The organism is Oleiphilus sp. HI0066 (assembly GCF_001635725.1).
The window spans coordinates 1-2,021 of the sequence record NZ_LWFH01001601.1 but is presented as its reverse complement, the minus strand read 5'-3'; the positions used below and the strand labels follow the sequence as shown (position 1 = coordinate 2,021).

The 2,021-nt window shown below is 46.0% G+C and carries 3 protein-coding genes and 1 pseudogene; all 4 read right to left on the bottom strand.

Features of this window, described 5'->3' with window-relative positions:
- Positions 1 to 446 (bottom strand): annotated as a pseudogene (locus tag A3738_RS25165) (DNA-directed RNA polymerase subunit alpha); the annotation flags it as partial.
- Between the two features lie 35 nt (positions 447 to 481).
- Complete coding sequence (rpsD, locus tag A3738_RS25160; protein WP_068475243.1) at positions 482 to 1,102, bottom strand: 30S ribosomal protein S4; 621 nt, start codon at positions 1,100 to 1,102, stop codon at positions 482 to 484.
- 14 nt (positions 1,103 to 1,116) lie between these two features.
- Complete coding sequence (gene rpsK / locus A3738_RS25155) at positions 1,117 to 1,506, bottom strand: 30S ribosomal protein S11 (protein ID WP_068475240.1); 390 nt, start codon at positions 1,504 to 1,506, stop codon at positions 1,117 to 1,119.
- A gap of 13 nt (positions 1,507 to 1,519) precedes the next feature.
- Complete coding sequence (gene rpsM / locus A3738_RS25150) at positions 1,520 to 1,876, bottom strand: 30S ribosomal protein S13 (RefSeq protein ID WP_068475237.1); 357 nt, start codon at positions 1,874 to 1,876, stop codon at positions 1,520 to 1,522.
- Between the last annotated feature and the right edge of the window lie 145 nt (positions 1,877 to 2,021).

The following is a 2,021-nucleotide window of genomic DNA, read 5'->3' as shown; positions in this document are numbered from 1 at the left end:
CGACCACGTGAAACTTTAAGCTTCATGTTCACTTCGCCGTTGTCACCTAAATTACAGATCACGTGATCAGGGTTAAGAACCTCTACATCGTGATCTACCTGGATGTCACTAGCTAGAACCGGACCCGATCCTTTCTTAGTGAGCGTCAAAGTCGCCTCATCCTTAGCATGCATAACAATTGCTAGGCCTTTGAGGTTAAGAAGAATTTCAATCACATCTTCTTGTACGCCTTCAATGGCACTATATTCATGCAATACACNGTCGATTTCAGCTTCTACTACCGCACAACCAGGCATTGAAGACAGAAGGATACGACGAAGCGCACTACCAAGAGTGTGCCCGAAACCCCTTTCTAATGGTTCTAGAACCACCTTCGCATGTGTTGCACTTAATTCCTGAACTTCAATGTTACGTGGGTTCAAGAATTCATTTACTGAACGCTGCATATACGCCCCTATACGTTATGTTGTAGATACAAAGCTTACTTAGAGTAAAGCTCGACGATTAGGTTTTCGTTGATTTCAGCTGTTAGGTCGCTACGCTCTGGTACTGACTTAAATGTACCAGCAAGCTTGCTTGTATCAACTTCGACCCACTCAACTGGCGCACGGTTGCCCGCCAATTCAACTGCGTTTTTAACACGCAATTGGTTCTTTGCTTTTTCACGAACAGAGATAGTATCGCCCGCTTTCACTTGATATGAAGCAATGTTTACAACATTGTCATTTACAAGGATCGCTTTGTGCGAAACTAACTGACGTGCTTCTGCACGAGTAGATCCAAAACCCATACGGTATACAACATTGTCTAGGCGTTGTTCTAAAAGCTGAAGCAAGTTCTCACCAGTCGCACCCTTACGGCGCGCTGCTTCTTTGTAATAGCCACGGAACTGCTTCTCTAATACGCCGTATAAACGACGAACTTTCTGTTTCTCACGGAGCTGAGTACCGTACTCAGACAAACGACCACGACGAGCGCCGTGCATGCCTGGTGCAGTTTCAAGATTACATTTTTGGTCTAGTGCCTTAGCACCGCTCTTCAAAAACAGATCTGTCCCTTCACGACGAGACAGTTTACATTTTGGTCCAATATAACGAGCCATTTATCTGTTCTCCCCTAAACGCGACGTTTCTTCGATGGACGACAGCCGTTGTGTGGAATCGGCGTTACGTCAGTGATGTTTGTGATTTTGTAACCACAAGCGTTTAGTGCTCGAACAGCGGACTCGCGTCCTGGCCCAGGCCCTTTAACCATAACTTCTAGGTTTTTGAGGCCGTATTCAGCAGCCGCGTTACCGGCTCTTTCAGCTGCTACCTGCGCAGCAAAAGGTGTGCTCTTACGTGAACCACGGAATCCAGAACCACCTGCAGTTGCCCATGAAAGAGCGTTACCTTGGCGATCTGTAATGGTCACGATAGTGTTGTTGAATGAAGCGTGGATATGCGCCATTCCGTCAACAACAGTCTTTTTCACCTTTTTACGGGTACGTGTACCTGGCTTTGCCATTACTGTTTCCTACTTATTTACGAATTGGTTTGCGTGGACCCTTACGAGTGCGAGCGTTAGTCTTACTACGCTGACCACGCACAGGCAAACTGTGGCGGTGGCGAAGACCACGGAAGCAACCAAGATCCTTCAAACGTTTAATGTTCATTTGTACTTCACGGCGCAAATCACCTTCAACGGTCAGTTTAGTGACCTCAGTACGAAGCGAATCCAACTGTTCTTCAGTTAGCGAGCTAACTTTAGCTGTTGGAGTAACGCCTGTTGCGTCGCAAAGTTTGTATGCTGTCGTTCTACCTACACCATAAATGTACGTCAGTGAAATCACTGCGTGCTTATTGTCAGGTATGTTGACACCGGCTATACGTGCCATTCATCTAACTCCGCTTAATTCAATGACCTTAGGGATTTCCCTTGGCCATATTTGTTACCGTCATTAAAAAGGGCGCGAATCATATACCTTGATCAAAAATAAATCAAGGGAATGTCACGCCCTTTTACAAGCCTGGTTTAACCCT